Below are 22,703 nucleotides of genomic sequence, written 5' to 3' on the forward strand. Positions count from 1 at the left end.
ATGTGTGGGCTACGGGCGGGGAGCCGTGAGCGCGTGGACCGGCCGGGCGTACAGCTCGCCGAGCACCGGCGCCCCGGCGGCCACGGCGAGCACGTCCCGGCCGCGCTGCTGGGAGATCAGCAGGCCGGCGTCCCGGTGCAGGTGCGAGCGGAGCGCGAACTCGTCCCGGACGACGTCGAGATGGGCCGGATCGAGGGCGGCGAAGTGCTCGGTCAGGACCAGCAGGTCGGGGTTGACGACGTCGGCGAGCAGGGCGAGCGCGCGGCCGATGAGCCGGGCCCGGTTGCCGACCAGCCGGTTCGCCGTCGGGTCGCCGCGCCGGACGGCGGCGATCAGCTGGGCCCGGTCCGGCCCGGCGGTGACCCCCTCGGCGGCGGCCGCCGCGAACAGCGCGGTGTCCGAGGCGGCCACCGAGAGGCAGCCGAGCCGGCCGCAGTGGCAGCGCTCCCGGCTGTCCGCGTCCGGGTCGGTGACCGTCCCGGAGACCGGGAGGTGGCCGAGGTCGCCGGTGACCGAGGGCGGGCCCAGGTGGACGGTGCCCGCGACCGCCAGCGCCGCGTCCACCACGTGCCCGACGAACAGCTGCACCATGCTGCGGCGGGCCGCCGGGTGGCCGAAGAGGATCTCCGCCTGGGTGAGCGCCCGGGCGTGGTTGTCCACCTGGACGGGAAGTCCGGTGGCGTTCACCAGCAGATCGCGCAGCGGCAGGTCCCGCCAGTCGAGCGGGTCGTGACGGATGACCACCCCGCCCGCCGGGTCGACCGAGCCGCCGGTGACGGCGCCCAGCCCGACCACCGTACGGTCGCCGCGCAGGGCGTCGACCAGCCGGGGCAGCCGGGCCACCAGCGGCTTCAGCAGATCGGGCCCGGTCCGGCCGCGGTTGGGGACCTCCTTGCGCCGCAGCACCCGGCCGCGCAGGTCGAGCAGCGCGACGGTGGTGAACGGCAGGCCGATGTGCAGCCCGGCCACGGCGAGTCGCTCCGGGTCGAGGTCGAGCGGCAGCTGCGGGCGGCCCAGTGCGCCGCTGCCGCCGACCGCCAACTCCGGCCGCTCGTAAAGGAGTCCGAGCCGGACCAGGTCCACCGCCTGCCGGGAGACGGCCGCGGCGCTGAGCCCGGTGAGCGCGGCGACCCGGCTGCGGGCGATCGGCCCGTGGTCGAGCACCGTGCGCAGGACGGCGGCGGCGTTGGCGTCCCGGCGGTCGTCGCCGGTGCGCAGGGCGGTGGACGTGGTCACGGCGTCGTCGCTGCCGTCGGTTCTTCCCCGGCCCCGGTCAGTTGGCCGCTTCGAGCTCCTCGGCGGGCACCAGGCCCGGCACCCGCGGCGGGTCGGCGGGCTCCAGCAGCCGGCTCGGGGTGCCGTCCACGCCGACCGGCAGGTCGCCGTCCAGGGTGATCCGGCGCACCAGGCGCGGCTCGTCGCCGTAGTCGGCGACCGCGTAGTGCTGGGTGGCGCGGTTGTCCCAGATCGCCACGTCGCCGACCTGCCAGTCCCAGCGGACGGTGTTCTCCAGCCGCTCCACGTAGCGCTGGAAGAGGTCGATCAGCGCCTTGCCGTCGGCGCCGGAGACGCCCTGGACACGCTGGGCGAAGGCGCCGAGGAGCAGGGACTTCTCCCCGGTCACCGGGTGGACCCGGACCACCGGGTGCTCGGTCCTGAAGGCGGTGGAGACGAACACGTCCCGGAACAGCCTGGCGACGTCGGCGTTGTCCGCGAGGTCGGTGCGCAGGGCGAGCCGGGCGGCGTAGTCGTAGTCGTTGGTGTGGACGGCGCGCAGGCTCTCGGCGAGCGTCTTCAGCGGGGCGGGAAGGTCCCGGTAGGCGGCCGCGGTGTTGGCCCAGACGGTGCTGCCGCCGGCCGGCGGGACCTCCAGGGCGCGCAGGATGGAGGCCTTGGGGTAGGACGGGACGAAGGTGACGTCGGTGTGCCAGTTGTTGGCGCGCACGCCCTTGGTGGCGTCCAGCTCGAAGATGTAACGGCCGTCCGCGCTGGGCACGGTGGGGTGGCCGACCGGGTGGCCGAGCAGCCGGGCGAAGGCCTCCTGCCCGGCGTCGTCCAGGTGCTGCTGGCCGCGGAAGAAGAGCACCTTGTGCTCGTACAGGGCGGCCTCCAGGGCGGCGACAGTCTCGGCGGGGAGGTCGCCGCCGAGGCGTATGCCGTGCACGACCGCGCCGATCCGGCCGGCCGCGGGGGTGAGGCGGAGCTCGGTCGGTGCGGTGGCGTCGGTGTCGGTCGCGATGCCGGTGACGGTCGGCTCGGCGGGGGCGGAGGTCATGGCGGGGCCCTTTCGGGGTCGGTGCGGTGACGGCGGGCGTGGCGACGCCGGGCATGGTGACGGTGCGTGACGTACGGAAGGTGCGCGGACGGGTGTCCGGGCAGGTGTGGGCGTACGGCTCCGCAGCGCGGGGGAGCGGGGTGCGGTCGCGGCGGTCCGGCTGCGCGGACGGTCAGCGGGCGAGCGCGCCGCGACAACAGCGGCGCGGGCGGCGACGGGGAACGGGGCGGACAGCGGTGTGCATCGGCCCTCCTTCCCGGTGGCTGCGGCTGGGCTCGGGCCTCATCGTGCTGAACCGACCGGCCCCCTGTCAATCGTCAACTTTGCTGGTGAGAGCCGGTGTTGCGGTTTCGTTTCGGCCGTTTGCGGTTCCTTGCGGCGTGTTGCGGCCGATGGCGGGGGGATGGCGGGCGCACTGCGGGCGGGCGTCCGGGCTTGTCCTCCGGGCGCCGGGTTACTAATTTTCGGAGCGGAAGTAATCCGGGCCGGCGCGGGCGATTCCCGCCCCGGGGCCGACGCCTGCCCGGACGCCGGAGCGGCCGTGACGCACGGTGACGTTCGGTGATTCCCGAAGGATGCTCGGCGGTGGAGGTGCGGCCGCTACCGCGTGAGCAGGCGGGCGAAGTCCAGCCCGAGGCTGCCGAGGACGGGCAGCGCGCCGAGGTCGGTCACACCGGCCACCGGAATGCTGTAGCCCTGGTTCACCTCACGGGGCGCGGCACCGGCGGCGACGGGAGCGGCGGTCGGGAGCAGGACGGTGCCGAGGAGCAGGGCGACGAGCGAGGTGCGCATCTGAGGGGCCTCCGGAGACTCGGGTGACGGCCTGTCAACACCCTCCGTGGCTGGGCGGTCACGCATCTTCGCCCCTTCGGCCGCATTGGTAAAGATGCTTGCCTTGTGTTCATGCCAACATCGTGGAGGTCTGGACCACCTTGCGGTCGGGCGCATACGTTTCCTCCACAGGGGCGGACATTCGGTCGGCGAACTGTCGTACGGACGTGTCGGATTCCGCCTGTCATGCACATGCCCTGAACCGCAATCGGAGGGAACGGACCATGCGCGCCATCGGCAAGAACCTCAGGATCCTCGCGGGCGCCCCGCTCGCCGCAGCCGCCCTGATCGCCCTCACGGCCGGCTCCGCCAGCGCCGCGATACCGATCAACAAGCCCATGACCGGCAAGGCCACGTACTACAACGACGCCGGCTACGGCGCCTGCGGCACCCAGATCAACGCCGCCACCCAGATGCTGGTCGCCGTCTCGCACACCTGGTGGACCACCGCCAACCCGAACAACGACCCGGTCTGCAAGGGCATTTCGGTCAAGGTGACCTACCAGGGCAAGACCATCACCGTCCCGGTGAAGGACCAGTGTCCCTCCTGCGACTCCACCCACATCGACCTCAGCCAGCCGGCCTTCGCCAAGCTGGCCCCGCTGGACAAGGGCGTCATCAGCGGCCTGAGCTGGCAGTTCGTCAAGGCCGGGCGGAACGGCGAGACCGTCGAGCTCTCCGCCCCGATCACCGGCTCCACCATCGGCTGAGTCCCCTGACGGCCGTGCCCGCCCCCGCCTGCTTCGCGGGGGCGGGCACCGGGGCCGCCCAGGGCCGGTGGTCGGTCAGTCGGACAGCCAGTACTGGTTGGCCTGGCTCCCGCAGTCCCAGAGCTGGACCTTCGAGCTGCTCACGGCCGGATGCCGTCGCCCGGCGCCGGTGCCGACGCCCGCGCGCTGTCTCCACCACGCTCCCGCAGCACCCGCCGTGCCTCCTCGGCGACCGCGTGCCCGACCGGCGCCGGCGCACAGCCCTTACCGGTGCGCTCGACCAGCCGTCCGGCGGCTCGAGTGAAGACGACAAGGGGGCGGCCTGTCGCTCCCGGTCGGAACCGGTCGTGGACGGCCCCCGGCGTGACCGGCTTTCCTGGAGGCGGACGCCGGCCCCCCGGCGGGCCACCCTTCGAGCGAGGAGTTCACCATGGACGTCGTCGTGGTCGGAAGCGGGATCATCGGGCTCACCACAGCGATCCGGCTGCAGGAGAAGGGACTTCGGGTCGTCGTGGTGACGGCCGACGACCTGCTGTCGACGACCTCGGCCGTGGCCGCGGCCGTCTGGTTCCCGGTCGCCACCGGCACCAGCGGCCGGGTGGCGGACTGGTCCGCGACCGCCTTCGCCGTGTTCGCCCGCCAGGCGGCCGACGGCGTCCCCGGCGTCTCGATGCGCAGCACCCGGATGCTGGAGCACGAGCGGCAGCCGGCGGGCCTGCCCTGGTGGGGCGCCGCCGTCCCCGACCTGCGCCGGCTGACGGCCGCCGAACGCGGACCGGACAGCGCGGACGGCTGGTCGTTCACCGCGCCCGCCGTCGAGATGCCGCTCTACCTGCCCTGGCTGCTCGACCGGTTCCTCGGCCACGGCGGGCAGATCGTCCACCGCCGCCTCGACACCCTCGACCAGGCCCGGGCCTGGGCGCCCGTGGTCGTCAACGCCACCGGAATCGGCGCCCGACGGCTCTGCGACGACCCGGCCGTCCACCCGGTGCGCGGTCAGCTCGTCCTGGTCCGCAACCCCGGACTGCCCGCCTCCACCCGCATCCAGGACGACCCCGGCGGCTACACCTACGTCCACCCCCGCAGCGCCGACGTCGTCCTCGGCGGCACCTTCGAACCGGACGACTGGAACACCGCACCCGACCCCGCCACCGCGGCAGCCATCCTCGCCCGCTGCACGGCCCGCATCCCGGCCCTCCGCGACGCCGGCGTCATCGGCCACGCCGTCGGCCTGCGCCCCGCGCGCCACGGCGGCCCCCGCCTCGAACCGGACCCGGCCGGCCGCATCGTCCACAACTACGGCCACGGCGGCGCCGGCGTCACCCTCAGCTGGGGCTGCGCCGACGCGGCGGCGGACTACGCGGCCGCGCTCGGCTCGATCGGATGAGTCGTCATATGAGCCTTATCCGACCGTATTTGCGAACTTTCGAACGCACGGCCCACGGTCCTCAGATCATGACCGACGGGTAGGTCCCGGACCGGTCACGGACCCATCACGGGATCCCCGCGCGACGGTGCGCATCGCTACGGTCGCTCCAACCAACCGCACCACGTCCCAGAGGAACCCATGCGTCGCACCGCCCTCACCCTGCTCGCCGCCGTCGCCACCGTTCTCGGTCTGGCAGCATGCGACCCCAGCACCTCCACCAGCGGCAAGAGCACCGCCCCCGCCGTCGCCGCGACCAGCGCCGGCGCCCCGGCGGCACCCGCGGCGGGCGACACCGCTCCCTCGGCCGCCCCGCCGGCCGCGGCCCCCGCCGGTGGTGGCGACGCCGCCAAGGACGCCGAGATCACCAAGTGCACGGTCAACGACCTGCTGAAGATGCCCGAGGCCGAGGTCAGGATCACCAACCACAGCAGCAAGAGCAGCAACTACATCGTGCAACTGGAGTTCACCGACGCCTCGGGCACCCGCATCGCCGAGGGCGCCGCCGCGACCAACAACCTCGCCCCCAACCAGGCCGCCGTGCAGAAGGCCCCGGGGGCGGCGCAGGTGTCCGGCAAGGTCAACTGCCGGATCACCAACGTCACGCGCTACGCGGCCCCCTGAGCGGGGCCGGGAAAGCGCCCGCCGCACAGGAAGTCGGTCTACCCGACTTCCTGTGCGGCGGCGGGGGCGAGGACGGGGCGGGGACCGGTGCCGGCGCCCCGCCGTCCGGACGGGCTACCGGTCCGCGACGAGCCTGCCGGCGGCGCCCCAGTTCTCCGCCGGGTACTCCTGGATCCACACGTACACGCTCTCGGCGGGAACCTCCAGCGCCTCCACGAAGGCCTCGGTGACCCGCTTGACCAGCTCGCGCTTCTGCTCGACCTCGCGCGGGCCCTGCTGAATGGTGACGATCGGCATCCTCGGCTCCTGACCGGGTGTGTTCCACCGGGATCTCCGGCTGGGAACAGTCCATCCCGGGCGGGCCCGCCGCACCCAGACCGGAATCGCTCTGGCAGCGATCACGAATCCTGATCGTCCCAGGCCACCGCCGACCGGCAGGCTTCCAGGAGCAGTCGGGGGAGCGGACCGGAACGCCGTACGGCGATCGAGGTCGGCAGGGCCAGCGGGGTCCGGCAGGGGCGGAAGGCGATCCGGCGGGCGTTCACCATCCGGGCGTTCGCGGCGTACACCACCGTCCACATCGGCGTGCCGGTGCCGATCGACGCCAGGGTGTCCTGGAGCGAGCCGTGCGGCGGGCCGAGGGTCGGCTCGAAGCCGGCCCTCGCGCAGGACTCCATCACCAGGTCCACCAGTGCCGGATGGTTGCGCCGTTCGGTCAACCGGAGCGGCAGGTCGGCGAGTTCCGCGAGGTCGACCTCGGACCGGGCGGCGAGGGGGTGCCGACCGGGCAGCGCCAGCACCAGCTCGTCCTGCCAGACGGGCAGGAACCGGAGCTCCGGGCTGTCCTCGGCGATCGCGCCCCGGACGAACGCGGCGTCGAGGCGGCCGTCCGCCACACGGGCCAGCCGCTCCCGCACCGGGGCGTCCTGCAGTTCGACGCGCACCTCGGGCGCCCGCCGCTGGTAGGTGTCCAGGATCAGGTCGAGCCGTTCACCGAGCCCGGTGACGGTGCCGAGCCGGAGCGTGGCGGGCGCGGCCAGGTCGGCGGCCACGGCCCGGGCGGCGGCCTCGGCGGCCAGCACGTCCCTGGCCGCGCCCAGGAAGCGCTCGCCGGCCGGGGTCAACCGGACGTACCGGGGCGACCGGTCGAACAGCTCGACCCTCAACTCCCGTTCCAGCCGCCGGACCTGCTGACTCACCGCGGGCTGCCCGAGCAGCAGCCGCTCGGCGGCCCGTCCGAAGTGCAGCTCCTCGGCGACGGCCACGAAGCAGTGCAGCTGCCGTAGCTCCATGCGGTCCCCCTGCTCGATCGGCCCTCGACGCCCCCATCGTCCCAGGCCGGGGCAGGCCGCCCCCGCCCCGCCCCTGCGCAGGCGCACGCGCGGACGCGGCGTCGGACGCCTCGGCGGCGCGCCGCCCGGAGCCGGGGCCGCGCACCGGCGAGCGGACCAGGCGGACGGCTTACTGTTCTGGGGTCCGCAGGTGGGCCGGGAGTGGGGAGTCCGAGGGTGTCCGAGGCGAAGAAGCCGGTGCTGTACGTGGTGGTGTGCGCGGCGGGGGTCGCGGGCGGGGTGGGGGAGCTGATCGCGGCGGCGCAGGGGCAGGGGTGGGACGTGGGGGTGGTGGCGACGCCCCATGCGGTGCCGATGATCGACGCCGGGGCGATCGTCGCGCAGACCGGGTATCCGATCCGTTCGGCCTGGCGCAGGCCGGGCGAGCCCCGGCCGCTGCCGGACCCGGACGCGATCGTGGTGTCCCCGGCCACCTTCAACTCGATCAACAAGTGGGCCCTGGGCATCTCCGACACCCTCGCCCTCGGCATCCTCTGCGAGTCGTACGGCTGGGGCGTCCCCGTCGCCGTGCAGCCCTGTCTGAGCGCGGCGCAGTCGGCGCACCCGGCGTACGCGGAGAGCCTGGCGAAGCTGCGCCGGATGGGGGTGCGGATCGCGGACTCCACGCCGGGCCCGTACGACTGGACGCGGGCCCTGGGGCTGCTGCGGGACTGACAGGGTGGCTGGTGCGGCGCGCGGATCCTGGCAGTGTGGGGGGTGGCCCCCGCGGGACCTCCGGAGGTAGCGTCCGGGCAGGTCAGCGAGGGTGCGGGAGGTTTCCGGTGGCGGCGGTCAACGGTGGGGTGTCGTTCTGGTACGCGGCGGACGGGGTGCCCGGGGCGGGGCCCGGGCTGCCGGGGGACCGGGACGTCGACGTGTGCGTCGTCGGCGGCGGGTACACCGGGCTCTGGACCGCCTACTACCTGAAGAAGGCCGACCCCGGCGTCCGGATCGCCGTCCTCGAACAGCGCTTCTGCGGCTACGGCGCCTCCGGGCGCAACGGCGGCTGGCTGTACAACGGCTTCGCCGGGCGCGGCGCGTTCGCGAGGACGTACGGGCTGCGGCGCGCGGCCGCGATGCAGCGGCTGATGGACGAAGCGGTCGGGGAGGTCGTCGACGTCACGGAGGCGGAGCGGATCGAGGCGGACGTCGTCCGCGGCGGGGTCCTCGAAGTCGCCCGCAGCAGGCCGCAGTTGGAGCGCCTGCGGGCCCACGTCGAGGGTGAGCGGGCCTACGGCGAAGGCCGCGTCGAGCTGCTCGGCGCGAAGGAGGCGGGGGACCGGATCACCGTCGCCGGCACCCTCGGCGGCTGCTGGACCCGGTACGGCGCCCGCATCCAGCCCGCCAAGCTCGCCCGCGGACTCGCCCGCACCGTGCGCGAGTCGGGCGTCGAGGTGTACGAGGGGACGGCGGTGACCGCCATCCTGCCCGGCTCCGGCTACCGCAAGCCCCGCGCCGTCACCCCGCACGGCACCGTCACCGCCGACCACGTGCTGCGCGCCACCGAGGGGTTCACCGCCGGGCTGCGCGGCGAGCGGCGGACCTGGCTGCCGATGAACTCGGCGATGGTCGCCACCGAGCCGCTGCCCGCCGGGTTCTGGGCGGAGGTCGGCTGGGAGGGCCGGGAGGTGCTGGGCGACTTCGCGCACGCCTACATGTACGCCCAGCGCACCGCCGACGACCGGATCGCGCTCGGCGGTCGCGGCGTGCCCTACCGGTTCGGTTCGCGGACGGACTCGGACGGCGGCACCCAGGTGGAGACGGTGCGCCGGCTGCGCCGGATCCTCGATCGCTTCTTCCCGGCGGCCGCGCAGGCCCGGATCGACCACGCCTGGGCGGGCGTGCTCGGCGTCCCCCGGGACTGGTGCGCCACCGTCGAGCTGGACCGGGTGAGCGGGCTCGGCTGGGCGGGCGGGTACGTCGGCAGCGGGGTGACCACCAGCAACCTGGCCGGCCGGACCCTGCGGGACCTGGTGCTCGGCCGGGACACCGAGTTGACGCGGCTGCCCTGGGTGGGCCACACCGTGCGGCGCTGGGAGCCGGAGCCGCTGCGCTGGCTGGGCGTGCACGCGATGTACGCCGCGTACCACGCCGCCGACCGGCAGGAGGCGGCGGGCCGGTCCACCACCTCGCCGATCGCCCGGGTCGCGGACCTCGTCGCCGGGCGCTGAGCCGCTGGGCGCCGAGTCACCGGGGGCCGAGCCGCTGGGCGCCGAGTCGCCGGGTGCCGAGCCGATGGCCGTTGAACCGCCGGGTCTGAGCCACCGGTGTTGAACGTCCGCGGGGCGGAAGGGGCGTGGTCGACGGACCGCGCACCCGGCAGTGGACGAGGCGGACCCCCGGAGTCGCCGTCCCGCCCTACGATGTCGATCGTCCGTTCGGACGTGCCGCCGAGCGGAGTCGGCCCCCAGCACCGACGGTGAAGGCGTGCTGAGGAGAACACCGCCGGCCCTCGCGGTCGCCCTGCTGCTCTGCGTGCCCGGGAACGGCGCGTGGGCCGGGTCGCCGGGCCGGCAGGTGGCGGTCGTGGACCAGGCCTCGCGCAGCGTGCTGGTGCTGCAGAGCGCCGAGGAGCTGATGGCCTACCGGGGCCCGGACCGGCTGCCGGTGGTCTGGGCCTGGAGTGCCGACCGGGCACCGGAGTTGGCGGATCTGGCGCCCGCGCGCAGCTGGACCGGTCCGGACGAGGCGAAGTCCCGGGTCCGCCAGGGCCGTCGCTACCTGCTGACCACCGCCTCCGGCGGGCTGGCCGCGGTCGTGGAGACGGCCACCGGCCGCGTCCACTGGGCCGCGGACCTGGGGGCGGCCGCCAATCCGCACAGCATCGAGCTGCTGCCGGACGGCAACGTGGCCGTGGCGGCGAGCAGCGGCGGCTGGGTGCGGCTGTACGCGGCCTCGCAGGGCCCGCGGGCCGCGGCGTACGCGGAGTTCCCGCTGCCCGGCGCGCACGGGGTGCACCGGGACGCCCGGACCGGCCTGCTCCTGGTGCTCGGCGACACGTCGCTGACCGCGCTGCGGGTCGGCGGCACCCCGGCCGCGCCGACCCTCGCCGAGGTGCGCAGCACCCCGCTGCCGGCGCCCGGCGGGCACGACCTGGCGGCCGTGTCGGCGTCCCCCGGACGGTTCTGGGTGACCACGTCGGCCGGCCTGTGGCGCTACGACCCGGCGGCCGACCGCTTCACCGCCGTGCACCTGGCGGATCCGGCGGCCGAGCGGGACCTCAAGAGCGTCGGTGACGAGCCCGGCACCGGCCGGCTGCTCACGGTGGCGCCCGACCACACGGCTCCGTGCGACTGGTGCACCTCGGTGATCACCCTGCACCGGCCGGAGGGAGCGCGGGTGCTGCGCGGCACGCACCTCTACAAGGCGAGGTGGTGGAGTGTCCGGTAGCAGATTTTGGACCCTGAGGGGTCGATCTCGGGGCGCGCGTCGGAGATACCACCCGAATTGCGGACGGCATTCGGCTGATGGGGCATATTGTGTACACCGACAAACTACTCCGATGGAGGTCAGTTTTCCGTCGCGGTCCGCAAACCATCCGTCGACCCCGGTCGGCTGGGATAGCGTCGTGGGGTCGGGGGGTCGACACCGATCCGGTGTATTCGAACGCTAGCTACTGGGCCGTAAAGGCCGAATGAGTCATGGAGAAAAACATGCGGAATTTCCCTGTGGAAACCCGGCCGGATGGAGTTGACGACCTTCAGCTCGCGATGGAATCCCTGGCAGCCTTCCCGTCCCGGAACGCGGGGAGCGGGGCGGATGTGACCGAGCGGCTCGCGGCCGTTCACGACCTGTGCCGCGCGGTCGACGCCGTGCTCGACAGTCTGGTCGTCCAGGCCGCCGCCGAGGCGGCCGAGGAGGGGTGGACCGCGGCCCGGATGGCGGCCGAACACTCCGGCTACTACGCCAGGTTGCAGCGCGCGCTGCTCCCCGCCGGTGCCGGGCTGACCCGGCAGTGAGCGCGGTCCAGCCGGGCGTGCACGTGCTGTCCTGCCCCACCCGGTGGAGCGACGTGGACGAGAACGGGCACATCAACAACGCCCGCCTGGTCGGCTACATCCAGGAGGGGATTTACGACCTGTTCTGCCACCACGAAACCGCCGTACGGGAGTCGCTGTTCCCGTCCGGATTCATTATCGCGCGGCACGAGATCGACTACCTGGAGCAGTTGCACCACCGGCCGGAGCCGTTGGCGGTGCGGCTCACCGTGGAGCGGCTCGGACGGAGTTCCGCGCAGGTCGAGGTGAATGTCTGCCGGGATCGGCTGACCTTTATGCGGGCGCGGACCGTGGTGGTCGCGCGGGACCGCGAATCCGGCCGCTCGCGGGCGCTCAGCCCGGCCGAGCGGGTCTTTCTCTCGGCGTTTATGACGGACGGGGCCCGCGCCCAGGCCGCCCTGGCGGCCACCACGGTGACCGCGGCGACGACCGTGACCACGGCGGCCACCGTGCCGACGGGGACGCCGGTGACGGCGGCCGCGGCACCGGTGAGCGCGACGGCCCCGGCGCAGCGCGTAGCGGCCGGTGCGGCCACCGGTGGGCTGCTGCCGTCCCGGCGGCCGCGCAGGCGGTGCCACGCCTCGGCGGGCTGAACCGCCGGCGCGGGCGGCCGGTGGCGTGATCGACGACGGCGTCGGTCCGCCCGGCCGGAACCCCCGGGGCCCGGGCGGGCCGTACGGTCCCGCGTTCCCGTCGTGGCAGGCCGGTTCCGGAAGCGCCGGGGCGAGTTACCCTGAGCAGCACGGGCACCGGTACGTCCCGCGGTGGTCACGGGCTGCGACTCCCCTCCCGGCTCAGGGCGAGCAGGCCGCCGCCGGTCCGGCCGGCGCCGCCGACCGGAAGGAGGACGCGATGACCATCTCCTGGGAGGACTTCCTCGCCCGCGTCGTGGAGCGCGGCGAGTACCGGGGCGAGGCCGAGGCGGACCATGCCGCCCGGGTCGTGCTCGCCCTGCTCGGCGAGCACCTGGTGGGGTCCGAGCGGAACGAACTCGCCGACGCGCTGCCCGTCACCTACGCGTCGCTGCTGCGCGACGCCGCGCCCGCGGCCGAGCCGCTGACCGCCGAGCGCTTCGTGGAGGCCGTGGTGGGGTGGATCGACGGGGCGACCCCGGCGACGGCGCAGTGGGACATCGGGGCCGTGCTCAGCACCGTCGCCGACCTGGTTCCGGGGGTACTGGTGGACCGGGTGATCGAGCAACTCCCGGAAGGCTACGACCTGTTGTTCGGCCATCCCGCGCGGGCCTGAACCCGCCCGGGCCCGAACCCGCCCGTGCCCCCGGAGCCGCGCCGTCGACTCCGGGGCGGCCGCGATCCCGTGGCGGCCGTGACCGCGTGGCGGCCGTCTACCCCGTGGTGGCCCGGAACAGCTCCGCGCCCGGGCCGGTCAGCTCGACCGGCCCGGCGCCCGGGCGCAGATAGGCCGACGCGCCCGCGGGAAGCGGGAGTTCGGCGCCACCGGGCGCCCGCAGCCGGGCCCGGCCGGAGACGCAGAGCAGGATCTGCGGGGCGGGGAGGTCGACCCGGACGGCGGCGGCTCCGGGGCGCAGCCGGGAGAGGCCGAACTCCTCGGCGGGCGAGGGGAACCGCTCCTCGGTTCCGTTTCCGGTTCCGTTTCCGTTTCCGGTGCCGGTTCCGGAGCCGTTGCCGGAGTCGCTCCCGAGCGGACGCGGCAGGAGCACCTCGGGCTCCCCGGGGCGGAAGGACGTGACCGCCAGCAGGCCGTCCACGTCGACGTGCTTGGGGGTGAGCCCGCAGCGCAGCACGTTGTCCGAATTGGCCATCAACTCAACGCCCACGCCCCGCAAATAGGCGTGCGGCACCCCGGCGTCCAGGTACAGCGCCTGCCCGGCGGTGAGCCGGACGTGGTTGAGCAGCAGCGCGGCGAGCAGCCCCCGGTCGCCGGGGTACTCCTCGGCGAGGCGGGCGTACGCGGCGCAGCTCGCGGCGTACGGTCCGCCGGCGGCCGCCGTGCGTCGCAACGCCCCGGTGACGGCGGCGAGTTCGTCGTCGGAGGCGTTCAGCCCGGCGCGCAGCAGCCCGGGCAGCACCGCCTCGGCGGGCCGGGTGCGCAGCGCGGCGGCCCAGTCGGGGAGCACGTCGAGCGCGGCCAGCAGCCGGGCGGTGCCGGCGGTCGGACGGAAGCCGCACAGTGCCTCGAAGTCGCCGAGCGCGCAGATGAGTTCGGGCTTGTGCCCGCGGTCCTTGAAGACCCGCTCCGGCGCGTCCAGCGGGATGCCGCGGGCCTGCTCCGCCGCGTACCCGGCCTCGGCCTGGGCGCGGGTGGGGTGGACCTGGAGCGAGAGCGCCCGCTCGGCGGCCAGCACCTTGAACAGGAACGGCAGCGCCGGTCCGAACCGCCGTACGGTGTCCGGCCCGAGCCAGCCGTCCGGGTCGGCGTCGATCAGCCGGTCCAGCGGCCGCGGGCCGCCCCCGCCGCCGCGGCCGTCGACGGTCAGCAGGGACGGCGCCGAGGGGTGGGCGCCCAGCCAGAGTTCGGCCTGCGGGGTGCCGTCGGGCGCGGCGCCGGTGAGCGCGGGGATGGCGGTGGCCGACCCCCAGGCGTAGCGGCGGACGGGATTGCGCAGGAGGGCGAACGGGGGGAGGGGGAACGGCGGGAGGGCGGGCGGCGGCATGCGGGTGGCTCCGGGGAGGGTCAGCGGCAGACCGCGGCCGCGCCGATCAGCCCGGCGTCGGTGCCGAGTTCGGCGCGGCGCACGTCCAGGCCGCGGATGTACGAGAGGGCGGCGTAGCGGTCCAGGTGGCGGGCGAGCGGGGCGAGCAGCACGTCCCCGGCCGCGGCCACGCCGCCGCCGATCACCACCCGGGAGAGGTCCACCAGGGCGGCCGTGGCGGCGATCCCGGCGGCCAGTGCCTGGGCGGCGCGGTCGAAGGAGGCGAGCGCGACCGGGTCGCCCGCGGCGGCGGAGGCGGCGACGGCGCGGGCCGTCCGGTCGCCGTCCACGGGCCGCCAGCCCTCGGCGAGCGCGCGGCGGGCGATCGCGGTGCCGCTGGCGAGGCCTTCCAGGCAGCCGCGCGAGCCGCACGGGCAGGGCTCGCCGTCCAGGTCGACGGTGATGTGGCCGAGGTGGCCGGCGTTGCCACTGGGGCCGGGGCGCACCACGCCGTCGAGCACCAGCCCGGCGCCGACGCCGGTCGACACCACCAGGCAGAGCGCGTTGGCGGCGCCCCGGGCCGCGCCCTGCCAGTGCTCGGCGGCGGCCATCGCCACGCCGTCCCCGGCGAGGTGGACGGGCAGGGCGCGCGCCGCCACCGCCGGGTGCGCGGCGACCTCGGCGACCAGCGGGAAGCCGCGCCAGCCGGGGATGTTGACCGGACTGACGGTGCCGTCGGTGAGGTCGACCGGGCCGGCGCTGCCGATCCCGACGGCCGTCACGGCGGCCCAGTCGGCCGTCCCGGCGAGCCGTTCCAGCACCCGGTGCACCACGGCGAGCACGGCCGCGCCCGGCTCGGCGGCCGGGGTGGGCAGCTGGAGCCGGTGCCGCAGCCGTCCGTCGGCGTCGACCAGCGCCCCGGCGATCTTGGTGCCGCCGACGTCGACGGCGGCGAACAGCGGGGTGACGGGCACGGTGGGCTCCAGAAGCGGTCGATGGGGGCGGCGCCCCGGCCGAGGCGGCCGAGGCGCCGAACAGCGTACGTGGACCAGCGGACCGACGGACCCGCGGCCCGGCCAGTGGCCAGTGGCCAGCGGGTCAGTGGCCCTGCGGCTCAGCGGGCCGCGCTGAGCCGCAGCGTGACCAGCTCGAACGGCCGCAGCGCGAGCCGCACCGCGCCGTCCTCGACCGCGACCTCCCCACGGGTGCCGTCCCAGGGCCGCTCCAGCAGGTCGCAGGGGACGGCGCCGGCCAGCGGGAAGGAGGTGGTCAGCCGCCCCCGGACGCGGCCGCCGCCGGCCTCGTAGACCCGGACGATCAGGTCCCCGCTGCGGTCGTCGGCGAGCTTGACGGCGCTCACCACCAGGGCGTCGTCGTCCACCTCCACCAGCGGCGCGACCTGCTCGGCGCTGCCGGTGACCCGCCGCTCGGGCAGGCCGATCCGGTAGCCCTCGCGGACGGCGTCGCCGATCGCCGCGCCCGGCACCAGGGCGTGCCGGAAGCGGTGCAGGCCCTGGTCGGTCTTCGGGTCGGGGAAGCGCGGGGCGCGCAGCAGCGAGAAGCGGACGGTGGTGGTCGTCCCGCCGTCGTCGGCGCGCACCGCGCGGGTGACGTCGTGGCCGTAGGTGGAGGCGGTGACCAGGGCGACGCCCCAGCCTGGCTCGTCGAGGTGGACGAAGCGGTGGTTGCAGGCCTCGAACTTGGCGGCGTCCCAGCTGGTGTTGGTGTGGGTGGGCCGGTAGAGGTGGCCGAACTGGGTCTCGGCGGCGTAGCGCTCGGTGTGGATGTCCAGCGGGAACGCGGCCTTGAGGAACTTCTCGGTCTCGTGCCAGTCGACCTCGGTGTCGATGTCCAGCCGCTGCTCGCCGGCCGGCAGGGTGAGGGTCTGGACGACGGTGGAGGAGCCGAAGGAGCGGGCGATCCGCACCGAGGCCGCGTCGGGGGAGCAGGTGGCGGTGAGCGAGTCCACGCCGGTCAGGTCGGTGACGGTGTTGCGGTAGAACTGGTCCACGTCCCAGGCGTCCCACATGTTGGGGAAGTCGGGGTGCAGCTGGAGCAGGTTGGCCCGGCTGCCCGGCGCGACGGTCTCCCGGCCGGTCGCGAGGTCGACCACCGAGGCGATCAGGCCGTCCGCGTCCACGACGACCTCCAGCAGGCCGTTGTGCAGGGTGAAGCCGCCCTCCGGCCGCTCCACCGCCTCGCAGCCGGCGCCCGGCGACGCGACCACGGCGGCCCCGCCCGCCGGCACCGTCGAGCGGGCGTGCGGCGCCGCGTTGAACACCAGCTCGCGCCCGCCGTCGGCGGCCCCGGCCAGCGCCTGCTGCGCCGCGCCGATCAGCCCCTCCAGCTCGGCGGCCAGCGCGGCGTACGTCGCCTCGGCCTCGCGGTGCACCCAGGCGATGGACGAGCCGGGCAGGATGTCGTGGAACTGGTGCAGCAGCACGGTCTTCCAGATCCGGTCCAGCTGCTCGTACGGGTACGCCGCGCCGGTGCGCAACGCGGCGGTGGAGCACCAGAGTTCGGCCTCGCGCAGCAGGTTCTCGCTGCGCCGGTTGCCCTGCTTGGTCTTCGCCTGGCTGGTCAGGGTGGCGCGGTGCAGCTCCAGGTAGAGCTCGCCGACCCAGACCGGCGGGTCCGGGTACTCGGCCTCGGCCTTGGCGAAGAACTCGGCCGGGTCCTCCCAGCGGACGGTGGCCGAGCCCTCCAGGTCCCTCATCCGGGCCGCCTTGGCGACCATCTCGCGCGTGGTGCCGCCCCCGCCGTCGCCCCAGCCGGTCGGGGCGAGCGAGTGCCGGGCGACGCCCTTGTCCTTGAAGTTCCTCGCCGCGTGGGCGATCTCGCTGCCCTTCATCGAGCAGTTGTAGGTGTCCACCGGCGGGAAGTGGGTGAAGATCCTGGTCCCGTCGATGCCCTCCCAGAGGAAGGTGTGGTGCGGGAACCGGTTCACCTGGCTCCACGAGATCTTCTGGGTCAGCAGCCACTTGGAGCCCGCGTTGCGGATGATCTGCGGCAGGCCGCCGGTGAAGCCGAAGGTGTCCGGCAGCCACGCCTCGTGGTTCTCCACCCCGAACTCGTCCAGGAAGAACCGCTTGCCGTGCACGAACTGCCGGGCCATCGCCTCCGAACTCGGCATGTTGGTGTCGGACTCGACCCACATGCCGCCGGCCGGCACGAACCGGCCCTCCGCCACGGCCTTCCGGACCCGGGCGTACACCTCGGGCCGGTGCTCCTTGATCCAGGCGAACTGCTGCGCCTGGGACATGGTGTAGCGGAACTCCGGCTCGTCCTCCAGCAGCGCGGTCATGTTGGCGGTGGTGCGGGCCACCTTGCGGACGGTCTCGCGCAGCGGCCAGAGCCAGGCCGAGTCGATGTGGGCGTGGCCGATCGCGCTGATCCGGTGCGCGGACGGCACGGCGGGCGCGGCCAGCACCCCTTCCAGCTGCGAACGGGCGGCCGCGGCCGTGCCGTTGACGTCCTGGAGGTCGACCGCGTCGAGCGCCCGCTCGACCGCGCGCAGGATCTCCCAGCGGCGGGGGCCCTCCACCGGCAGCTCGGCCATCAGCTCGCCGAGCACCTCCAGGTCCAGCACCAGCTGCCAGACCGTCTCGTCGAAGACGGCCAGGTCCATCCGGGCCAGCTTGTACTGCGGCTGGTCGCCGGCCGTCTCCTTGTCGCCCAACTCGGTCGGCAGGAAGGGGTGGTAGTCCAGGATGACCGGATTGGAGGCGGCCTCGACGTGCAGCAGCACCTGCTCGCCGCCGGCTGCCGGCGCGGCGATCCGCACCCACTGGTTCTGCGGGTTGAGGCCCTTCACCGGGGAGCCGTCCGGGCGGTAGACCAGGCCCTCGCACTGGAAGCCGGGCATGTTGGCGTCGAAGCCGAGGTCGATCAGCGCCTCGACGGTGCGCCCGGCCCAGGACTCGGGCACGGTGCCCGTCACGGTGATCCAGCTGGTGCCCCAGGGCGCGCCCCAGGCGTCGCCGACCGCGATCGGGGTGCGCGGGGCGGCCAGGCCCTCGGCGACCGGGACGGGCTCGCCGGGCGCCGTCCAGATGCCGACCTCCAGCGGGACGGACTCGGGGTAGACGGCCGGGCGGATGCGCTCGTCCAGGACGCGCTTGAGGCGGGACTCGACCAGGGTGCGGTCATCGTGCATGTCAGCGGGCTCCGTTGCGGGCTGGGGACGGTTGGAGGGAGGGTACGTCGGAGGGGTGGACCACCTCGGTGATGCCGCGCGCGGCGAGGTGCTCGCGGTCCTCGGCGTGCTCGGCGAGCACCGCGGTCGGCCGGGCGCCGTCCTCGGCGAGGCGCATGAACGCCTCGTACACCGGACCGCCGGGGCCGCAGACCGCGCGCCGCGGCGAGGTGACCTCGTCGCCGGTGGCGACCACCACGGCGGTGCTGCGCGGCTTCGGCGGCTGCCAGGACCGGCGGGCCTCGGCGGCGGCCTCGGCGAGCCGGGCGCCGGCCGGCTTGACCGTCCGGTCGGTGGTCAACAGGCCGAGGCTGTACTCCAGTTCGGGGAAGTCGGCGAGCGAGCGGTCCACGTCGTGCGAGCACCACCAGGTCACGCCCCACAGGTCGGGGCAGTCCAGTACGGCCGCCACCGTGGCGCCGGTGAAGCGCGCCGCGTCCTGCGCCGTGATGTGCGGGGCGGGCGCGCCGACCTCCTGCAGCCAGACCGGGCGGGCCGGATCGTCCGCCCAGGCCTTGGAGAGCTCGACCAGGTACGCGGCGTGCTGCGCGGTGGCGGTGGAGTGGGCGCCGTAGCGCTGGGCGGTGCCGTTGAACACCCAGGAGTGCACGGCGGTCGCGGCGCCGATCCGGGCCGAGTGCCAGGGGGTGAACGGGTGCTCGTCCAGGTACCAGGCCGCGTCGTAGGAGGCGTGCAGGTGCAGCCGGCCGGGGGCGCCCTGCTCGCAGGCGTCGAGCATCCGGCGCAGCCAGGCCTCAACCTCGGCGGGGGTGGCCCGGTCGGGGTCGGGGTGCGGGGCGCCGGAGAACTGGTTGATCTCGTTGCCGAGCGTCATCCCGAGGAAGTTGGGCCGCTCGCGCAGCGCTCCGGCGAGGGTGCGCAGGTACGCGGCCTGGCCGTCGAGCACCTCGGGGTCGGTGAAGATGTTGCGCCGGTGCCAGGTCTGCGTCCAGGACGGCAGGAAGTCGAAGCTGGACAGGTGGCCCTGCAGGCCGTCCACCGCGACGTCCAGCCCGCGCTCGCCGGCCGCGTCCACCAGGGCCGTCAGCTGCTCGACGGCGCGCGGGCGGATCAGGGTGCGGTTGGGCTGGAAGACCGGCCAGAGCGGGAAGACCCGTACGTGGTCCAGGCCGAGGGCGGCGATGGAGTCGAAGTCGGCGCGCACGGCGTCGAGGTCGAAGTCGAGCCAGTGGTGGAACCAGCCGGCGCTGGGGGTGTAGTTGACACCGAAACGGGGAGCGGTGGTCATCGGGCATCTTCCTCAACGGGTTCGGGGCGTACGGGCGGTGGGCTATCCCTTGACGGCTCCCTCCTCGACGCCCTTGAAGAAGAAGCGCTGGCAGACGGCGAACACCACGACGATCGGCAGGAAGGCGATCATGGTGCCGGCCGCGATCAGCCGGGGGTTGGCGGAGAAGGTGCCGTTGAGGTACTGGAGCCCGACGGTGAGGGTGTACTTCTGCGGGTCGTTGAGCACGATCAGCGGCCACAGGAAGTCGTCCCAGGCACCGATGAAGGTGAAGATCACGATCACGCTGAGCATGCCGCGCACGTTCGGCAGGCCGATGTGCCACAGCCGCTGCCAGACGTTGGCGCCGTCCACCAGCGCGGCCTGGTCCAGCTCGACCGGGACGGCGGCGAAGGCGGTGCGCATCAGCAGCACGTTGAGCATCGCGATCGAACCCGGCAGCGCGACGCCGGCCAGGGTGTCGGCCAGGCCGAGGCCGCGCACCAGCACGTACTGGGAGACGATGGTGACCTCGCCGGGCAGGATCAGGGTGGCGAGGAACAGGCCCAGGACGAGCTTGGCGCCGCGGAATCGCAGCCGGGCGAGCGCGTAGCCGGCCAGGGTGCAGCCGACCACGTTGCCGGTGATGCAGACGGCGGCGACGATCACCGAGTTGAGCGCGTAGGTCCACACCGGGATGACGTCGGCGACCTTGCCGTAGTTGCCCAGGGTGGGCTGGTCGGGCAGGAAGCTCGGGGTGCGGGTGTAGACGTCCTCGGCGGGGCCCTTGAGGGAGGTGGACAGCTGCCACAGGAAGGGGCCGATCACCAGCAGCAGGACCAGCACCAGGAGCAGGTAGCGGGCGACGGTCTGGGCGGTGGAGGGGGTGTTGAAGCCCCGGGCGGGCCCGGTCGGCTTGACGGGCCCGGGCGCGCGGTCGGGCCCGGTCGGGTCGTCGGGCCCGGCGGCCCTCGTGCGGACGGTGGTCATGGGTCAGGCCGCCTTCCGGTTCAGGCGCATCAGGAACAGCATCGGGCCGAGGGTGATGACGAACAGCAGCAGGCTGAGCGCCGAGGCGTAGCCCAGGTGGCCGTTGAAGCCGCGGCTGTACATCTGGATCAGCATCACCACCGACATGTCCCGGCCGCCCGGGCCGCCCAGGCCGTTGGAGAGCACGTACAGCTCGGAGAAGACGCGCAGCGAGCTCACCGAGATCAGCGCGGAGATCAGCACCATGGTCGGGCGCACCCCGGGCAGGGTGACGTGCCGGAACCGGTGCAGCGGGCCGGCGCCGTCCACGGCCGCGGCCTCGTGCAGCTCGCGCGGGACGTTGGCGAGGGCGGACAGGTAGATCACCATGTAGTAGCCGAGGCCCTTCCAGACGGTCAGGGCGATCGCGCTGAACAGCAGCAGCCAGCGGTCGGTCAGGAAGGGGACCGGGGAGTCGGCCAGCCCGGACTGCCCGAGCAGGCCGTTGACCAGGCCGCGGTCGTCCAGCACCCAGCCCCAGATCAGCGCCACCACGACGGCGGAGGCGATCACCGGGGTGTAGAAGGCGGTGCGGAAGAAGGTGATGCCGGGGATCCTGCGCTGCACCAGCAGGGCGAGCAGCAGCGGCAGGACGGTCAGCAGGGGCAGGCAGACCAGCATGAACACGATGCTGTTGAGCAGGGCGTCGGCGAGCTGCTCGTCGTCCAGCAGCCGGCCGTAGTTCTCCAGGCCGGTGAACTGCCCGCCGCCCAGGGGCTTGGCGTTGGTGAAGGAGAGGATCACCGTGTTGACGGCCGGCCAGAGGTTGAAGACGGCCAGCCAGACTATCGCGGGGCCGGCGAGCAGCCAGGGGGTGAACCAACGCCGGTGGGTCATGCCGTTGCCTTCCTGGGGCCTGGGGGTGGTGCGGGTGGCTCCCGGCGGGCGGCGGGTGGGGGAGGCCCGCCGCCCGCGCCGGTACGCGGAGTGATGCCCGGATGTCGGGCGTCAGCCCTTGAGCAGCTTGTTGCACTGCTCGACGGCGGTGTCCAGCGCCTGCTTGGAGCTGGTCTCGCCGCTGATGGCCAGGGCGAACTGCTGCTTGATGACGGTGGCCATCGCGTCGTCCACCTCGACGGGCTGGATCAGCTTCGCCTTGGCGAGCGAGGTGAAGGCGATCACCTTGGCGTCGCCCGCGTTGGTGCCGTCGCCCTTGCTGAAGAACGGGTCGTTCGCGGAGGCCTTGGTGGACGGGAAGACGCTGGTCAGGTGGGCGAAGGCGGCCTGGTTCTCGGGGCTGGTCACCCAGCGGGCGAGCGCCACGGCGGCGGCCGGGTTCTTGGTGTTCTTCGGGATGGACAGGCCCTGGACGTACAGCGGCGGGGTGCCCATCGCGGCGGAGGGGACGACCTTCGGGGCGAGGGTCGGGTTGTCGGTGGCGAGGCTGGTGATGAAGTTGCCGCCGCCGGTGGTCCAGGCCGCGGTGCCGGAGCTGAAGAGCTTGGAGTTGCCGGCGTAGGTGTCGGTCAGCACCCCGTTCGGCATCAGGCCCTCCTTGAAGGCGTCGCGGTACTTGTCGAGCAGCGCGGCGGCCTCGGGGGTGTTGAAGGTGAAGGTCCTGCCGTCGTCGGACATGATCTTCACGCCGATGTTGTACAGGTCGCCGATGCCCGGCTTGCGGCTCATCAGGTAGGTCTGGCCGCCGGACTTCTCCTTCATCACCCGGGCCTGGGCGATCAGCTCGTCCAGGCTGGTCGGGGGCTTCTGCGGGTCCAGTCCGAACTTCGTGAGGAGTTCCGAACTCCAGTAGTTCACATCGGTGTTGAGGTACCACGGGTAGCCGAAGGTGCCCTGGTGGCCGTTGAACCGGTAGGCGTCCACGCCGCCGGAGACGTACTCCTCGGCGAGCTTCGGGTCGGCCTTGGCGACGTCCAGCAGGACGTCCTTCTTCGCCAGCGGGAAGGCGAAGTCCGGCGGGAGGTTGACCACGTCGGGCAGGGTGCCGGCGGCGGCCTGGCTGAGCACCTTGTCGGAGTAGCCCTCGCCGGGCTGGTCGAGCCACTCGACCTCGACGCCGGGGTACTTCTTCTTGAAGCCGTCGATCACGCCCTGCATGTAGTCGGTGAACTTCGGCTTGAGCGCCCAGGTCTGGAGGGAGACCTTGCCCTTGACCTCGCCGGTGGCGGCCGCACTCGCCACCGCGTCGCTGTCCTTGGCGTCGCCGGAACCGAGCCCGCAGCCGCTGAGCGCGGCGGTGGCGAGCGCGGTCGTGGTCAGTGCCGCCCAGATTCTTCGCATGAGGGTCTCCCGTTCCTGGGGGTGGGTGGGGGATCGTGCGCACTTCGGGGGTGGTGCCTGCGGGTTCCGGCCCAACCGGGTCGCGCGACGGGGGTCGTGCACGACGGGGTTGTGCCGGGTTCCGGAACCTGACTAACTAAACCGGTCTAGCTATGCCAGGGACTATGCTCCCGCCTAAACTTGGATGTCAAGAGAGGAGTCGGG

21 protein-coding genes are annotated in these 22,703 nt (G+C 73.9%); 9 read left to right on the top strand and 12 right to left on the bottom strand.

Annotated features, from left to right (window positions below):
• Positions 1–9: 9 nt before the first annotated feature.
• From ACIQI7_RS26745 to ACIQI7_RS26755, 3 genes are all read right to left on the bottom strand, one after another.
• Positions 10–1,236 (bottom strand): ROK family protein, encoded by a 1,227-nt coding sequence (locus ACIQI7_RS26745; protein ID WP_401114250.1) that lies wholly within the window; start codon positions 1,234–1,236, stop codon positions 10–12.
• Positions 1,237–1,273: 37 nt separating this feature from the next.
• Positions 1,274–2,275, bottom strand: coding sequence for a TauD/TfdA dioxygenase family protein (locus ACIQI7_RS26750; protein WP_401114254.1), 1,002 nt, complete (start codon positions 2,273–2,275; stop codon positions 1,274–1,276).
• A gap of 600 nt (positions 2,276–2,875) precedes the next feature.
• Complete coding sequence (locus ACIQI7_RS26755; RefSeq protein WP_401114257.1) at positions 2,876–3,067, bottom strand: hypothetical protein; 192 nt, start codon at positions 3,065–3,067, stop codon at positions 2,876–2,878.
• 263 nt (positions 3,068–3,330) lie between these two features.
• Between ACIQI7_RS26755 and ACIQI7_RS26760 the strand changes: the two genes are divergently transcribed.
• From ACIQI7_RS26760 to ACIQI7_RS26770, 3 genes are all read left to right on the top strand, one after another.
• Positions 3,331–3,816 carry a cysteine/serine endopeptidase inhibitor gene (locus ACIQI7_RS26760; RefSeq protein WP_401114260.1) on the top strand — a complete coding sequence of 162 codons (486 nt, stop codon included), beginning with the start codon at positions 3,331–3,333 and terminating at the stop codon, positions 3,814–3,816.
• Positions 3,817–4,246: 430 nt separating this feature from the next.
• Positions 4,247–5,203, top strand: coding sequence for an FAD-dependent oxidoreductase (locus ACIQI7_RS26765; RefSeq protein WP_401114262.1), 957 nt, complete (start codon positions 4,247–4,249; stop codon positions 5,201–5,203).
• A gap of 180 nt (positions 5,204–5,383) precedes the next feature.
• Positions 5,384–5,866, top strand: coding sequence for a hypothetical protein (locus ACIQI7_RS26770; protein ID WP_401114264.1), 483 nt, complete (start codon positions 5,384–5,386; stop codon positions 5,864–5,866).
• A gap of 114 nt (positions 5,867–5,980) precedes the next feature.
• Here the strand turns inward: ACIQI7_RS26770 and dmpI are convergent, their stop codons facing one another.
• Entirely contained in the window at positions 5,981–6,163 is a 183-nt protein-coding gene (gene dmpI, locus ACIQI7_RS26775) for a 4-oxalocrotonate tautomerase DmpI (RefSeq protein ID WP_401114267.1), read from the bottom strand.
• Between the two features lie 101 nt (positions 6,164–6,264).
• Positions 6,265–7,158, bottom strand: a complete 894-nt coding sequence (locus ACIQI7_RS26780; protein ID WP_401114270.1) for a LysR substrate-binding domain-containing protein — start codon at positions 7,156–7,158, stop codon at positions 6,265–6,267.
• A gap of 216 nt (positions 7,159–7,374) precedes the next feature.
• Here ACIQI7_RS26780 and ACIQI7_RS26785 point away from each other — a divergent pair, with 216 nt between their 5' ends.
• The 6 genes from ACIQI7_RS26785 (at position 7,375) to ACIQI7_RS26810 (ending at position 12,443) form a co-directional block, all read left to right on the top strand.
• The gene (locus tag ACIQI7_RS26785) at positions 7,375–7,872 is read left to right on the top strand and encodes a flavoprotein (RefSeq protein WP_401114272.1); all 498 of its coding nucleotides are present in this window, start codon (positions 7,375–7,377) and stop codon (positions 7,870–7,872) included.
• A gap of 107 nt (positions 7,873–7,979) precedes the next feature.
• On the top strand, positions 7,980–9,368 hold the full coding sequence (locus ACIQI7_RS26790; RefSeq protein WP_401114274.1) for an NAD(P)/FAD-dependent oxidoreductase: 1,389 nt from the start codon (positions 7,980–7,982) through the stop codon (positions 9,366–9,368).
• A 256-nt stretch (positions 9,369–9,624) separates the two neighbouring features.
• Positions 9,625–10,587, top strand: a complete 963-nt coding sequence (locus ACIQI7_RS26795) for a DUF6528 family protein (RefSeq protein WP_401114277.1) — start codon at positions 9,625–9,627, stop codon at positions 10,585–10,587.
• A gap of 371 nt (positions 10,588–10,958) precedes the next feature.
• Positions 10,959–11,156, top strand: a complete 198-nt coding sequence (locus ACIQI7_RS26800; protein ID WP_049657510.1) for a hypothetical protein — start codon at positions 10,959–10,961, stop codon at positions 11,154–11,156.
• A complete protein-coding gene (locus ACIQI7_RS26805; RefSeq protein WP_401114280.1) occupies positions 11,153–11,788 on the top strand; it encodes an acyl-CoA thioesterase in 636 nt (211 codons plus the stop codon). The genes ACIQI7_RS26800 and ACIQI7_RS26805 overlap by 4 nt, the downstream gene beginning before the upstream one ends.
• 259 nt (positions 11,789–12,047) lie before the next feature.
• Complete coding sequence (locus tag ACIQI7_RS26810; RefSeq protein WP_401114283.1) at positions 12,048–12,443, top strand: DUF2267 domain-containing protein; 396 nt, start codon at positions 12,048–12,050, stop codon at positions 12,441–12,443.
• Between the two features lie 97 nt (positions 12,444–12,540).
• Here ACIQI7_RS26810 and manA read toward each other — a convergent pair whose 3' ends face one another.
• The 7 genes from manA to ACIQI7_RS26845 all read right to left on the bottom strand — a co-directional run bounded on the left by manA (position 12,541) and on the right by ACIQI7_RS26845 (position 22,499).
• Complete coding sequence (manA, locus tag ACIQI7_RS26815; RefSeq protein WP_401114286.1) at positions 12,541–13,830, bottom strand: mannose-6-phosphate isomerase, class I; 1,290 nt, start codon at positions 13,828–13,830, stop codon at positions 12,541–12,543.
• Between the two features lie 20 nt (positions 13,831–13,850).
• A complete protein-coding gene (locus tag ACIQI7_RS26820; RefSeq protein ID WP_401114289.1) occupies positions 13,851–14,783 on the bottom strand; it encodes an ROK family protein in 933 nt (310 codons plus the stop codon).
• A gap of 140 nt (positions 14,784–14,923) precedes the next feature.
• Positions 14,924–17,965 (bottom strand): alpha-mannosidase, encoded by a 3,042-nt coding sequence (locus tag ACIQI7_RS26825; protein ID WP_401114291.1) that lies wholly within the window; start codon positions 17,963–17,965, stop codon positions 14,924–14,926.
• 1 nt (position 17,966) lies between these two features.
• Positions 17,967–19,253, bottom strand: coding sequence for a glycosyl hydrolase (locus ACIQI7_RS26830; protein ID WP_401114294.1), 1,287 nt, complete (start codon positions 19,251–19,253; stop codon positions 17,967–17,969).
• Between the two features lie 42 nt (positions 19,254–19,295).
• Positions 19,296–20,222: a carbohydrate ABC transporter permease gene (locus ACIQI7_RS26835; RefSeq protein WP_401114296.1), complete on the bottom strand. Its 927-nt coding sequence runs from the start codon at positions 20,220–20,222 to the stop codon at positions 19,296–19,298.
• Between the two features lie 3 nt (positions 20,223–20,225).
• Positions 20,226–21,098 carry a carbohydrate ABC transporter permease gene (locus ACIQI7_RS26840; RefSeq protein WP_387747114.1) on the bottom strand — a complete coding sequence of 291 codons (873 nt, stop codon included), beginning with the start codon at positions 21,096–21,098 and terminating at the stop codon, positions 20,226–20,228.
• Between the two features lie 111 nt (positions 21,099–21,209).
• Positions 21,210–22,499 (bottom strand): ABC transporter substrate-binding protein, encoded by a 1,290-nt coding sequence (locus tag ACIQI7_RS26845; protein WP_401114299.1) that lies wholly within the window; start codon positions 22,497–22,499, stop codon positions 21,210–21,212.
• Between the last annotated feature and the right edge of the window lie 204 nt (positions 22,500–22,703).

It is taken from the genome of Kitasatospora sp. NPDC092039, from assembly GCF_044756065.1.
Classification (GTDB): domain Bacteria; phylum Actinomycetota; class Actinomycetes; order Streptomycetales; family Streptomycetaceae; genus Kitasatospora.